The following is a 13322-nucleotide window of genomic DNA, read 5'->3' as shown; positions in this document are numbered from 1 at the left end:
CATCTAGTGGTTTATTGTTGTGATGTGCAAATGACTTGGGGTCAGGATGCATTGATTTGGCGCCTCTTCCTGCGTCTGCAAGATTTACCTGATCTTGCCCCTGATCTGCGTTACATCGCCTTGAAATACAACCAGTATTTCTACGTCGATGCGCCTTGTCAGGAACAAGATCAGGTAAACCAGTGGTGCCAAATCAATGCATCTTGACCCTAGACGTTCAGAGCGCCTAAGCCATCACAAACATTGCTGCGCTAGTTCGACAGCCCGCGATGCTCCAGCACACCTTCGTACAGGGTATAATCTTCACTCAATACGTCTCGCAATATGGGCGCAAATTTCTCATACGCCTCGATCATCTTGTCTTTGTTCTTGTTTTCATTTTCCCGCCGTTCAGTATCGATGGTTTGCCCAAGCGAATTGGCGATGAACTCCAGATCTTGGGTGAAGTGCTCAGTGATCCCGACAAAGTCAAAGTCGCGGTAGGCGTGGAGCAGAACGTCTTGGACGGTTTCCGTTTCGTCCAGGCGTAGGAAATCCGACATTTTGTTCATTTCGCCCGGGTTGCTCATGTAGTGTTCAAATGTCGGATAGGTCGCATGGAACGTCTCGGCACCAGGGTTCTTTGTCGAGATGCTGTAATAATAATCCGACAAGGTGCGCCAGGCCGGGTCACGTAAGAAGGTGATCAACGACAGCCGCGCACGGTAAGGGGCCAGGATATCCGCGATATCTCGATATCTGTAATGGCCTGAGATCATGCGATGGCTGAGGTCGAACAGGCGCGGAAGCGTCGCGTCGAAACCCTGACGCAGGCCGTCGTGATATTCCCTCTCTTTGTTCGGCGAAACACCCAGCACAAAGGTTCGGCCTTGATCGTCCGTGGGGAAGAGAGTTGCGAGATTGGCGCGCAAGGCGCTGCCTGCAGATTTCGGGATGTGGACGTTGACAAGATGCTTTTTCATACAGGTGATCCCACTCCAGAATTTGCTCCATAGTGCATGCGTGTTTTGCAGGCGACCTAAGGTAAACATGAGCTGCGGATGTTTTTTTCTTGACTCAAATTAATAAAGTTCGATTTCATGTTCGGGCTTAATGTACTAAATTTGTAACCTTTTTCAATTGACAAGCGGTCGACGCGGGCTTCGGAGAGGTTCTTCCATTTATGACCCAAAAGATACTTGTTCTAGGTGGGGCCGGGTATATCGGCAGCCACACCTGTAAAAAGCTGCGTCAGAAAGGCTTTGATCCTGTGACGTTTGACAATCTGTCAGATGGGCACGGCGCGTTTGTGAAATGGGGGGAGCTGATCCTAGGCGACATCAGATCCAAACCTGATTTGGACGCCGCAATTGCCAAAGTCGCGCCGGCTGCGATCATTCATTTTGCCGCGCTGGCCTATGTGGGGGAGTCCGTCAGTGACCCCGCCAAGTACTATGAAAACAACACGCTTGGCTCGTTGAATGTCGTCCAGGCCGCCGCAGATGCTGGCAATATCCCGATCATCTTTTCGTCGACCTGCGCAACCTATGGCACGCCAGATGTGTCCTTGATCACTGAGGAGACCCAGCAGCAGCCGATCAACCCCTATGGCCGCAGCAAGCGCATGGTGGAACAGATCTTGCAGGATTTTTCTGCAGCTTACGATCTGAGAAGTGTGAGCCTGCGTTACTTCAATGCGGCCGGGGGGGATGCGGATTTGGAAGTCGGTGAAGCCCATCGTCAAGAGACCCATCTTATTCCGCGCGCGATCCTTTCCGCTCTGGGCCGAATTGATGATTTTGCCGTTTTCGGAGACGATTATGACACGTCCGACGGGTCGGCCGTTCGCGACTATATCCATGTTTCGGATCTTGCCGAGGCCCACGCGGCCGCCTGCTCTTATTTGTTGAATGGCGGGCGAACAGATGTCTTCAATCTTGGTGTCGGCAAGGGATATTCGGTGTTTGAGGTGATCAAGGCAGTGGAAGCAGAATTGAATACCTCGGTACCGTTTCGCCAGGAACCTCGCCGCCCAGGTGATCCCGCGTCTTTGATTTCTGATCCGGCCAAAGCCAAACGCCTTCTCGGGTTTGAAGCCAAACACTCATCTCTTGAAAACATAATCCATACAGCGGCACGTTGGCATTGTTTGGATTGGCAGCCGAAAGCCTGCGAGACAGTTACGTTAAATGCCTGACCGAAATATGAATTTTGCCGATATCCACCCGTGGTTTTTCGATCTTGACTATGTGCGTGGACGGTATGAGGAGGCGCAGTCGCTTTCAAATGAGCGGTTACTGGCCGAGATTTTGGATCCGTCGAACCCGACACCATTTTCCCCCAATGTGCTGTTCGACGACATTCATTGCAGAACGGTTTGCGGGCAGGATAGCGGGACAGAAAATGGTGTCTTGCAGTATTTGCAGGTCGGGCTGCCGCGCGGCGTTTCGCCAAACCCGATTTTTGACCCAGCGTTTTATCTGTCTCGGCACGTGCACCTGCCCCAAGATCCTGTTGTCGCAATTCGTGATTGCCTGTCACGGCTGAGAGAGGGGGCTGACCTATCGGCGGTTCACCCTTTCATTGACGAAGCCTATTTGCGTCACCAACAGGAGCTTTCCACGCCAAACGGATTTCACAATGCGCTATTTTCTGGCGCGTTTTTCGTTGAAAGACCACATCCGCTGGTCGATCTCGGCTATTTGGGGCGCCAGCTTGACCAGAGGTTTGAAAACTATCGAGACACCTTTGCAGCCTATTGGATGGCTGAAGAGGATGTTTCGACACATGTGTTGTTCGATCTCGATTTCTATCGCGCCCAGTTGGGTGAAGATCACGGCATCAAACGAGCCGTCTATCACTATTTGGTCTCCGATGGGGCGCACTCACCTCAGCCTCTGTTCGATCCTGATTTTTACGTCAAGGATGCGGAAGACAGGTTCGAAATTACACCGCAGCGCCCGTTTGAGCATTACATCACCCATGGCCAACAGGCGGGTTTGAACCCGTCTGCGTTTTTCGAAACCGAGCATTACCGGGCGCGGATTGGCGAGTGCGACGTGCCTCTGGAGCATTTTTTGCAGGGGGGGCATTCCTCGGCGACAGGTCTTTCCATTGTGAGGTTCGCGCAATCTCAACTCCATGCTCAGGCCTCGGCGAATACGGGATTGGCGATGGAAACATTGCTGGCGACGCGACCTGAGATGGTGCCGTCACAGGTAATCCCCGAGTTTGATCCGGTCTATTGGAAGAACCAAAACAAAGGTGATCTGGCTACTCAAGAAGAGCCTGCAGCAATCAGAGACCACTACCTGCGCCACGGCAATCCAAAGCAACGGCCGCCAAATGGCTTGATCAATGTAAAATACATCGCCGAGCAACTGGCTTTCCTGGGCGTTGATGACGAAAGCCCGGTCAAAGCGTATTTTCAGCGCGGTTGGCATCTGCGCAGACGGGTTATGTTTGCACTCGACAATCTGGACGATACGGCGATTAACCGCACGCTTAGCGCCGCGTTGCGTTTGCAGCTTGGCGCGCTGGGCCTCGATGTGGTGATTGTGACGCGTGCTAGCGGGGCGTTGAGCCGAGAATTTTCCAACTGCGCCCATATCTGGCACCTGCCCCCCAAAAACCAAAAAGGGTATGAGGCCCATCTGAGAAACAGCCTTGCCCGTTTGCGTCAGGCGTTGTCCGGCAACCTGCCTGAGATTGCTTTTTTTCAAACGGACCAAGACCTGTCACTGCTTGAGGTTTTGCATGACCTAGCGGGTAAAAACGTTGTCTTTTCCAAGATGTGGCCGGAGCCTGACAGTGAAGATGCCGCACAGCTTTTAGAAAAGCATGTTGATCATGTTCTTACATCTCAGGCTGGGCAGGACGGGGGACCCAAATCTTTGCCAGGCGGCATTTCAGCTTCGTCTACACTTGGCTACACCACCGGTGTCCTCTTGGGTGCGCGTCAGGCGCAGAAACCGCCCAGTCGTGTAGAGATGCGAGAACGGCTTGGCGTCGCGTCTGATGCATTTGTTGTAGCGGGGCAGGGGCCCTTTTCTCTAGACAGTGGCATAGATTTTTTCGGGGTCATTGGGGCGAAGTTCCGCACCGAATGGGCCTGTGAACGGGATGTTCACTTTATCTGGGCTGGGGATGGTCCAACTTATGCCAATACCGCGCATTTTTACGGAACTTATTTTGCCGAGCTGTCGGACCAATCCGAGGTGTTCACGACTGTCAAGGACATGGATCTTGCCGAGGTTTTGGCGGCCTCTGACGTATTCCTGGACACGAAACGGGGGGGCGGGGACGCAAATGTGCGTGCCTATGCGCAAAACCTGGGGCTCGCGACGATATCTATCAGCGGGGCGAGGGGCGACATTCAGCCTGGCGGAGAAGCGGCGATTTGCTCGCCCTTTGCGCTGCCTGAAATCGTATCCAGATTGAAAGGGTTGGCCGAGCAAGTGGAAAATGACCTTGCCATCGATCAGCAAGACTTCCCCAAGATTAAACCTGTTATGGCGTTCCTGTCAGAGCTTAACCACTGTTCAAGTGCCTTGTCTCTGCAAGAACCGTTCCTAAAACAGTTGCTGTTCAGCCCGCCGCAAAGGGTCTTGGTTATTGCCGGAGCCTCCGTTGCCAAAGTGCTGGCCGATCTTGATGCCGAGCGAGAGACCAAACTCCCAACCGGGCCGATCAGGTTCACCAGACACCAGTTAATGACATCCCCACTTTCGATGGGGGCCAAGGCGGCTTTGCATGTGGATGGCGCGACTGAATACAATGTGCGTGGGTTGAGTGCGGGGCTGTCGGTGCAGGACATAGCCAGCTTTGACAGGGTGCTTTGGGTGTTGGACGGCGTCCAATCTGAACTGGCCGAGATCTACAACTTTGCTGACCTGACGGATGAAATCTTGGTGGCAAATGCCGATATCATTTCGGAAATGGCGGCGCTGAACCCACGCATAGCCGACCGGATGAGGTTTCAGGAGGGGCTGACGTCATGCTAGATGACAAGGATCGAGACCCTACAAGCCTTTTCAGACGCGCCTTGCGGAGGGCTTTGCCGCCCGCAATTGATGCTGATGTCAAAGACCTGTTTGACGGCGATTATTATCTGCGGGTGAACCAGGATGTGCGCGAGGCCAATATCAACCCGTTGCGTCATTTCGAAAGGTTCGGTCGCCAGGAAAAGCGCCGACCGAATGAATGGTTTAGCGAGCGATATGTCTTTCATGGATTGGACCACTCATCGCATTACGGTGTCCCTCCTTTGGACGCCTATTTGGCATCGAAACTGCAACACAAACCCCGGCTGGTTTTCGTCAGCCATGACGCCTCTCGGACCGGAGCCCCCGCGATCATTTTGCGTTTGCTTGAGATGTTTAGCAAAAGCGGCGCGTTTGAGTGTTTTTCGATCCTGGACGATGGTGGTGAACGTTTGGAAGAGTTTCAGGAGCTTTCGCATACCTATGTGATGTCCAGAAACCGCCATGACAAAGGGTTTTCGGATGATGAGGCCTTTGCCGAAATTGCAAGGCTCTTTGATCGGCAAGGTGTTTTTCAGAACAATCAACCGGTCCTTGCCCTTGTGAATTCGGCAGAATCCTTGCGGATCGCGCAAGGGCTGGCACGCCAAGGCGTTCCGATGATTTCGCTGATCCACGAAATCGCAGCCTATTACGGCCGTGAAAAGTTCACTGAATTCGGCGCTTGTTCCGAAAAGGTCGTGTTCCCCTCTGAGTTCGTTAAGAAAGCCGCCGCCAAGTTTTCGGACATGGACATGTCCAAAGCTTGGGTGCGCGGACAGGGATTATTGACCGATGGCTTTGGCAGTATGGACCGCATGCGATGTCGTCGAACCTTGTGCGAAAACCTGGGTCTGGAAGAGGACGCGTTTATCGTTTTGAACGTCGGAACGATGGATGTCCGAAAGGGCGGGGATCTGTTTGTCGATACGGCAAAGCTTTGCCTTGACGCTTTGCCCGCAGATCGCCCGGTCTATTTTTTGTGGTATGGTAAGCCGGACCCGAGTTTTTCCTATCCGCAAGAGGCTGTTCGCGCCCATGGGATAGAAGACAGAGTTCGGTTTTTGCCCTCTACGCCTGAGATTGAACAGGTTTTTCTGGGGGGCGATCTGTTCTTGCTGACCGCGCGGGCGGATCCGTTTCCTTGTGTGATCCACGAAGCCATGATCTGCGGGCTGCCGGTTGTTGCCTTTCGGGAGGGCGGCGGCGCACCCGAGCTGATTGGTGACGATTGCGGGCAGATTGTTGACATTTATGACCTCGCCGCAATGGCGCAGGCCGTGCTGTCATATGTGGATGATCTGGATCTGGTGAACGCGCATTCCGGTCAGGCTGTCAAAAAGATCAAGGATGCCTGGAGCTATTTTGACTACCAAAAAGACCTTTATGATTTGATCAAGGATGTGGCACCCTCCCCACCATCGGGATGGCCAGAATTGAACCCGCCAGAGGTGCCAGAGCACCTGGTCATCATGAATGCCACCCAACATGATTTGGTTGTTTTCGAAAGCTGCGAAGGATTAGATCCCGAGACGCCGCTCGACATTGCTTTGATCGATGGTCGGTTCAGTGAGGAAGCGGAGGAGGTTGCCGAGCGTTTGAGGCAATTGGGGCATCGGGTGCGCCACCATCAGCCCAAGGCCAATGACGTGGCATCACGCGCGGCGCTGGTTGCGAAATTGCTGGTCAATCCGCGGCCACAAAAACTGACGCTCTTGAATACGTTGCGGTTTGCCTCGACAGCGCAATTGCGGCTTTTGGCCTATCCGATCCATGCGGTCGAAACCGGCCCGCATGTCGATGTGGATTTGATGTATTTGGCTTTGCCTTACCTTTCAGCCTTGGATTTGACCGATATCAAAGCGGTTGAAAACCTGGTCGCTTTGAATCCCAATGCCGAGAGGCTTGTTTCATTGATGCCCTCGTTTCAGAAATCCGACCTTAATTTGCCCGGAGTTGGAAAACCATGAGCCGCCAAGAGTTACTTGATCAGATCCAAAAACTGGCCCCATGGCACCACCATTTGGAGCTTGGTAATGGGCTGTCGACCAGTGATCAGCCAAATCTCGATACCACTGGCAAGGAGGTCACCTTCTTAAACGCGCATAGCTCGTTCCAATTCGCGACCGAGCATGTTTTGCCAAACGGAATGGAAGGGCGCAGTTTTCTGGATTGTGCTTGCAATGCGGGGGGGTACTCCTTTGCGGCAAAGGATGCCGGGGCCAGTCGGACCTATGGTTTTGATGTTCGGGACCATTGGATCAATCAGGCAAACTTTGTCTTGGCAAACCGCGACGCGGACAGTTCAGGCATGGCGTTTGAGGTTGCCGACCTTATGCAGATCGGCGCGGGAGATCAGGAATTTGACGTCACCTGGTTTTCAGGGATTTTCTATCACCTTCCCGACCCGGTTACGGGTTTGAAATACGCCGCAGACCGCACCAAGGAACTGCTTTTCCTGAACACCGCGTGCTCGCCCTACATCCCGGGTGAGGTGGAAGTGCCGGCCCTCCATTACAAGAAGGAAGGTGTCGAGGAAGTGATGTCGGGGGTCCATGAGTTGAGCTGGCTGCCCAGCGGTCCCAAGGTTCTAAAGGACATTTTGAAGTGGTTGGGTTTCGCAGAGGCCAAAATCTATTATTGGCAGGCCAATTTGCCGGACAGGTTGAAAGCTAATAGGGCGTCCAGGATTGGCATTGTCGCGGCGCGTGAACCGGGGCGGTTGGACGGGTTGAGGGAACTGAATGCGCCGACCGATGTGAAACCGGCCCCAAAAACAACCAAGCCCGCGGCGTCTGAGCAGGTGAATACCGCTTCGGTTCAGCCGATTGCCCCGGAACACAGGCCACAGCGTTGGGAAGATGATTTTTCTTGCAATGCCTTGGATGCAGACGCCTTTTCCGACCAGCCTGCGATATCCACATGGGATGATACCGAGTTTGAAGCCCGAACCCAGATCAGCCTGCCTGCGAACCTCCGGTCTTTGCCGCTGCTCGAAATGAAGAACAAAGATCAGTTGCCCATTCCAAATTCCGAGGACCGAGAGGGGTATAGCAAAGGGCAGGATGCGCGTTACTGGATCAGCGGGCTGCGCGACTACGAACATGTTCAGGCCGCGGCGAGAACACGAGACATCCAAATTGACCGCATCCTTGATATTGGCTGTGCCAGCGGTCGGGTGTTGCGGCACTTTGCGTGCCAAAGTGATACGCCCGAAATCTGGGGAACAGATATCAATGGGCGCCATATCCGCTGGCTTTCCAAGGTGATGCCTCAAAACGTCAAACCAGTTTTTGTGCCGGCGCTTCCCAATCTGCCATTCGAGGATAACTATTTCAACGTTGTCACGGCATTTTCGGTCTTTACGCATGTGGATACGTTCGAAAGCGCCTTTCTGAGCGAAATCAGACGAATACTGCGCCCCGGCGGGCTGGCCTATCTTACCGCCCATACCGAGCCAACCTGGGAGGCGTGGCGCGAGCAGGTCGCGCAAACGGGATCGGACTTGTCTGAAAAAGTAGCGCAGTTTTCTGGTCTAAAGGATGATCTGGCTCATCCGATGACGCAGGATGTGCAAACCTATCGTCGCACCGAGATCGGCCCCTATCGCACGCTCAGCTTTCACAAAGCTGATTATATTAGAACGTCTTGGGGAAGCTTCCTTACTGTGGAAGAGATCATTCCCATGCAACACAATTTGCAAACCTGCATTCTGGCGCGAAAGTAACGCATTCGGGTCCTGAAATCGTTTCTGGCTATGGCGGCACCTTGGGCGTGCTTCCTTAGGAGACGTGTTGGTAGCCGGGCTGATGAAGCTCAGTCGCCATGAGCGGAAACCGCTCATTTTTTCAATCGCTATCTGTGTCCTCATTGTTGTCATAAGGTACTTTGTGACGGGGGGGATTGAATGATTTTTGGGCGTGACGGGCGAAACGGCAGCGTGGCGAAAAACTATCTATTTGCTGCGCTCTTTGCGGCGCTTCTTCCGCTGATCCTGATATCCGTGCTGTATGATCGCTATAGCGCACAGTTGATCGACACGATTTCACACAGCCGAGCCGAAGGTGAGCTGGAGGCTGTGACGTCACGCATGGGCAGCTTTCTCGGCGGGCATTTGAACCGTTTGGAAAACATCGTGGACTTGCCTGAAACAGCGCGGTTTTTGGGGAGTGGTCAGCCGATTAATGAGGCGTCAGACTTGCTTGATTTCCTCCTATTGGAGGCAGAAAGCCAGGATGTCTATTCCATCGAGTTACTGGACCCAAAGGGCAAGGTTCTGGCGGTGGTTCCGTCCTCAGATGGCTTTCGGGGCGACGTGTTGCCAACCACGCCTATAATCAGTTTTCAGAACGCAGAAGTTGTTGGACCTGTTTTGCCGGCGGATGGATACCCGGGCTGGTTCCAGTTCAGTTTGCCGGTCAAGGTCGACCACCAAATATTGGGTTACGCCGTCATGAGAATGCGGCTGGCATCCCTGACAGAGCAAATGCAACCTCTTGAACTGGAAGGCATTCGCACCCCGCAATTGGTGGTTTTTGATCGAATGAAACTCAAAAGCACGGGCGCAATGGCCACGGGCGAAACAATCTTGCAATCGTCGCGGGCAATCTTGCCGGGCTGGCATTTGGAGCTTGTCGCTCAGAACGACCAATTGACCAGCCCGAGGCAAACCTTGCGTATCGTCTTACTGTTATTATCGGCGCTCTTAGCTGCGGTAATGGTCCTTTTGTTTCTCAGGCTGTCTCACCGGCTCAATACCTACCTTGCCCCTTTAAAGGCGGGGGCGGATGCGGTGTCTCGTGGGGATTTCATGACAGCGGTGCCAGAGACAGGACCAGGAGAGTTGGGCAGCCTCGCAAAGGCCTTCAACCATATGCGACGGCACTTGCGGGACATGATCAACTCGCGCGTAGAGAGTGAACGCCGCGCATCCTTGGGCAACTTGGCCGCGGGGATTGCCCATGAGGTGCGCAACCCTTTGGCGACTGTCGTAACAGCGCTTTACGGGCTGAAACGGCAGGAAACAAAAGGCGACCGCATCGAAATGTATGATGAAATTGCCGAAGAAATCGAACGGGTGGATCAAACCATCGAGGAGTTTTTGAAATATGCCAGACCGGCGCGCCCAAATGTCGAACGCGTGGCTGTGCGGGATGTGTTCCGAAGCTTGCACACGCTGACAGCGGCCAAACTCATGGAACATGGTGTGACCCTAAACCTGGGTGGTGAGTCGCGTTTGGAGTTCGAAATTGACGAAGCGCATCTGCGACAGATCCTTTTGAACCTCATTCTGAATTCGATTGATGCGCTCCCACAGGGGGGGCTGATTTCCCTCACTGCGTTGCGCGTCGGTGGCGATGTTCAAATTCGGGTCGAGGATAATGGAACTGGGATGACTGAGGAGGTTTTGGCCAAAGTCTTGCGACCGTTCTTTACCACGCGAACGCGTGGGTCGGGATTGGGGCTTGCTGTTTGTGCGGAATTGGTTCGGTCGAATGGCGGACGAATGGACATCGAGAGCGCCGAAGGCAAGGGTACCAAGGTTACCCTAACCTTCCCACGCAGTGCAAAAAGGAGCGGGGCAGATGACCAAGACCATCCTGATCATTGATGACGAAATCCGGTTGACGCGATCCTTGTCGTTCACATTGCGGCAAATCGGCTATGAATGCCTCGAAAGCCATAATGGGCGTCAAGGTTATGAATTAGCATTGAAAAAGCGACCGGATGTTGTGCTGCTGGATGTACGCATGCCGGGAATGTCCGGTCTGGAAATCCTTCGGCATTTGCGCATGGATATGCCCGAATTGCCGGTTATCATGATGTCGGCGCTGGACGCGACCCGCGATGCAGTCGAAGCGGTGAAGCAAGGCGCGATTGAATATCTGGCCAAGCCGTTCGATATGGATGAATTGGTGCAACTGCTGGCAAACACTGTCCAGGCAAGTGGCGCGCGATCCGAGACGCAATTTCGGTCTGAAGCGTCACTTCATGATGTCTCCCTTTTGGGAAATAGCCCTGAAATTCGGCATCTGCGTGGCCTGCTTGATCGTGCTGCACGAACCAGGTTGAGCGCCGTGTACTTGCTTGGGGAATTGGGCGTAGGGCGTGCTGTTGTTGCGCGTGATTTGCACCAGAGAAGTTGCGGTGAGGATGCGCCCTTTGTTGAGGTGAACTGCGCCACTTTGACTGGCGATTTTGTTGAAACGGAGCTGTTTGGGCGTCAGGGAGAACTGCCGCGTCCGGGTTTGATTGAAGCGGCGGATGGTGGAACGCTGTTCTTGCACGAAGTCGAGGCTCTACCAGCCACGGCGCAAGCACGGTTATTGGATTTTTTGGACAAGGGATGTCTTTATCTGACACCCGGAACGTCAGGTGTTGCATCTAATGTGCGTTTGATCACCACATCTTCTCGTGATCTGTCGCAGTGTTGCGATGAAGGCAGTTTTCGCCGAGATCTTTATTTGAAACTGTCGATGCTCCCTATCAAAGTGCCCCCTTTGCGCGAGCGTCCGCAGGACATAGAACTGTTGTGCATTCATTTCGCTCGGGAATGTGCGATCAGGTTGGATCAACGGTCGGTCCAGTTTTCGCGCGCCTTTCACGACGGGCTGAAAGGCTACGGTTGGCCGGGCAATGTGCGAGAGTTGAAGAACCTGATAGAGCGTTTGACCATTTTAAAGGGCGGTGAGGTGCTGGCCGAGACCGATTTGCCCGCGGACATGACAGTGCGAGACGCGCACGCAGCCTTTGGGATTGAAGAAACAATGCGAAATGTTGAGCGCGATTTGGTGCGCGACGCATTGACCAAAGCGCAAGGGCGCAAGGGGCTGGCGGCGGAACAGCTTGGGATTTCCCGCCATGCGCTGAAGCGGAAAATGCAAAGGCTTGGGATGGTATGAGATTTTTTCTCGCCGTTACACTCGCCGTCTGTGCAAGTCTGAGCTTGGCGCAAACCGATGTCGCAAATGGAACCGTCGTCAAAGTCGGGTGTCTGTATCCTCTGTCGGGCGCGGGTGGCTTATATGGGCGTGACTCTCAGGTAGCTATCGCAATGGCTCAGGATCATCTGGCGGCAAAAGGCGGATACCCTAAGCTGGATGTGACTGTGCGCGACAGCCGGTCCAAGACATTGCGATCCCTCTTGATCGCACGAAGTTTTGTCGAAGATGACGGCGTGGATTTTCTCTGTGGAGTAGTCAGTTCGGCGGTGGCACTGACAGTGTCTGACTATGCCCGCAGCAGTGAAACCTTTTTCATTGGTACCGATCACGCGTCGCCAGCGCTCACCTCGACACATCTCCATCCTTATTATTTTCGCGTTACGAATGGGGCGCGTCAGTCCATGTCGGCCGGTGCTCAATACATCGCGGAACATTATGCAGCACAGGGGCTGCTCAAGATCAGCTTCATCGGGCCGGATTACGATTACGGCTATCGCAGCTATGAAGACTTGCGGCGCTTCCTAGATGATCTTGGGGTGCAGTATGACGTCGTTTCGACCTATTGGCCAAAGCTCTTTGATACTGATTTCAGCCTTTATATTCGCAATATCATGGCGGATGAGCCCGACATTGTCGTCAATGCCCATTGGGGGTTGGATCTTGTGACCTTTGTCCGTCAAGCAGATCGTTTAGGTTTGTTCAAACAGTCTCAGTTCATGAACTTTGATACCGGTGGCAATTACGAAATTCTGGCAGAACTTGGTTCTGATATGCCCGCAGGGTTGGTTCTATCTGCGCGTCACCATTTGAACTGGCCGAAAACGGCTGCGAACCAAACCTTTGTACAAGAGTTTCATCAAAGGACCGGGCGGTTTCCAAGCTATAGCGCTGAGGGGGCCTATTCCGGTATTCTGGCCATAGCCGAGGCGGTTCGGCAGGCCGGAGGAACCGCTGACAAAGAGAAAATCAAGACAGCCTTGGAGACCCTCAGCCTTGCCTTGCCAGAAGATCCGGACGGATTTCAATCCTATATGGATCCGAAGCATCATCAGATCATGCAGGCCCAAGCAATCGGGCGGACCGGGCCAAATGCAGATTTCCCTCCGGCGCAAATGATGCTGACGGATATTTCGGTCTATTTCCCTCCGCCGCAATGGCCGGATTTTTCCGGCCAGTAGCGTCAGGGTTTGCCTCTTACGGCCAGCGAGCGGAAACCGCTCGTGAAATTGGCGAATTGCGCGCGTTCCGCTCTGATCTTGTTTGCGGCTGAATTGAGGTCACACAGCTCCCCGCTCATGGTTTCTCTGCGCTTCAAGCAAAGCGCGAGGGAGGATTTCGCAAGACTTTTTCAGACCATCATCGCGGCCAATGCCGCGGA

Annotated in this window: 9 protein-coding genes; 8 read left to right on the top strand and 1 reads right to left on the bottom strand. The window is 53.7% G+C overall.

Annotation, left to right across the window (positions count from 1 at the left end; genetic code table 11):
- Positions 1-30: 30 nt before the first annotated feature.
- Complete coding sequence (locus CLV87_RS23790) at positions 31-207, top strand: hypothetical protein (RefSeq protein ID WP_166652661.1); 177 nt, start codon at positions 31-33, stop codon at positions 205-207.
- A 44-nt stretch (positions 208-251) separates the two neighbouring features.
- On the opposite strand, the gene CLV87_RS03725 is transcribed toward CLV87_RS23790, so the two are convergent.
- Entirely contained in the window at positions 252-962 is a 711-nt protein-coding gene (locus CLV87_RS03725) for a sulfotransferase family 2 domain-containing protein (RefSeq protein ID WP_166652660.1), read from the bottom strand.
- Positions 963-1162: 200 nt separating this feature from the next.
- Here CLV87_RS03725 and galE point away from each other — a divergent pair, with 200 nt between their 5' ends.
- From galE to CLV87_RS03690, 7 genes are all read left to right on the top strand, one after another.
- On the top strand, positions 1163-2176 hold the full coding sequence (gene galE / locus CLV87_RS03720; RefSeq protein ID WP_099243381.1) for a UDP-glucose 4-epimerase GalE: 1014 nt from the start codon (positions 1163-1165) through the stop codon (positions 2174-2176).
- Positions 2169-4982, top strand: coding sequence for a glycosyltransferase family protein (locus tag CLV87_RS03715; protein WP_099243382.1), 2814 nt, complete (start codon positions 2169-2171; stop codon positions 4980-4982). Before galE ends, CLV87_RS03715 begins: the two co-directional genes overlap by 8 nt.
- Entirely contained in the window at positions 4976-6970 is a 1995-nt protein-coding gene (locus CLV87_RS03710) for a glycosyltransferase (protein ID WP_099243383.1), read from the top strand. The genes CLV87_RS03715 and CLV87_RS03710 overlap by 7 nt, the downstream gene beginning before the upstream one ends.
- Entirely contained in the window at positions 6967-8727 is a 1761-nt protein-coding gene (locus tag CLV87_RS03705; protein ID WP_099243384.1) for a class I SAM-dependent methyltransferase, read from the top strand. The genes CLV87_RS03710 and CLV87_RS03705 overlap by 4 nt, the downstream gene beginning before the upstream one ends.
- A gap of 180 nt (positions 8728-8907) precedes the next feature.
- Positions 8908-10611, top strand: a complete 1704-nt coding sequence (locus CLV87_RS03700; protein WP_099243385.1) for a sensor histidine kinase — start codon at positions 8908-8910, stop codon at positions 10609-10611.
- Complete coding sequence (locus CLV87_RS03695) at positions 10586-11902, top strand: sigma-54-dependent transcriptional regulator (protein ID WP_099243386.1); 1317 nt, start codon at positions 10586-10588, stop codon at positions 11900-11902. Before CLV87_RS03700 ends, CLV87_RS03695 begins: the two co-directional genes overlap by 26 nt.
- Entirely contained in the window at positions 11899-13122 is a 1224-nt protein-coding gene (locus CLV87_RS03690) for an ABC transporter substrate-binding protein (protein ID WP_099243387.1), read from the top strand. Before CLV87_RS03695 ends, CLV87_RS03690 begins: the two co-directional genes overlap by 4 nt.
- The last annotated feature ends 200 nt before the right edge of the window (positions 13123-13322 follow it).

Origin of the sequence: Pelagimonas phthalicica, assembly GCF_004364805.1 — a bacterium.
Classification (GTDB): Bacteria; Pseudomonadota; Alphaproteobacteria; order Rhodobacterales; family Rhodobacteraceae; genus Pelagimonas; species Pelagimonas phthalicica.
This window is presented reverse-complemented; position numbering and strand designations above follow the sequence as displayed.